Annotated in this window: 1 protein-coding gene; it reads left to right on the forward strand. The window is 54.7% G+C overall.

The annotated features are described in order from the left end of the window. Positions 1 to 196: hypothetical protein (locus AC0L2O_RS37135; RefSeq protein ID WP_473373246.1), on the forward strand; the 196-nt coding region annotated here is incomplete at its 5' end. Positions 197 to 254 lie beyond the last annotated feature (58 nt).

Genomic DNA, 254 nt, shown 5'->3' on the forward strand with positions numbered 1-254 from the left:
GACACTGCGCATGGAACTCGACCGCATCGAGTTCACACTGACGACGGGTGAGGAAGTCACCGTACATATTGATGGCAAAGCCACCATTGTTAAGAACCCCGCGAATCCGCTCGCAATGACGAGGTTGAACAAAGACGGTCTCGATGAGGGAATACTTCGCTCGATGGATGGCACCATCCGAGACCCGGGAATCTGATCCTCCATGTCGATCCGCAAGCGCAAATGGAAAACGGCCAAGGGCCTCGAAAAGGAGG

The organism is Bradyrhizobium sp. Kon10 (assembly GCF_055807395.1).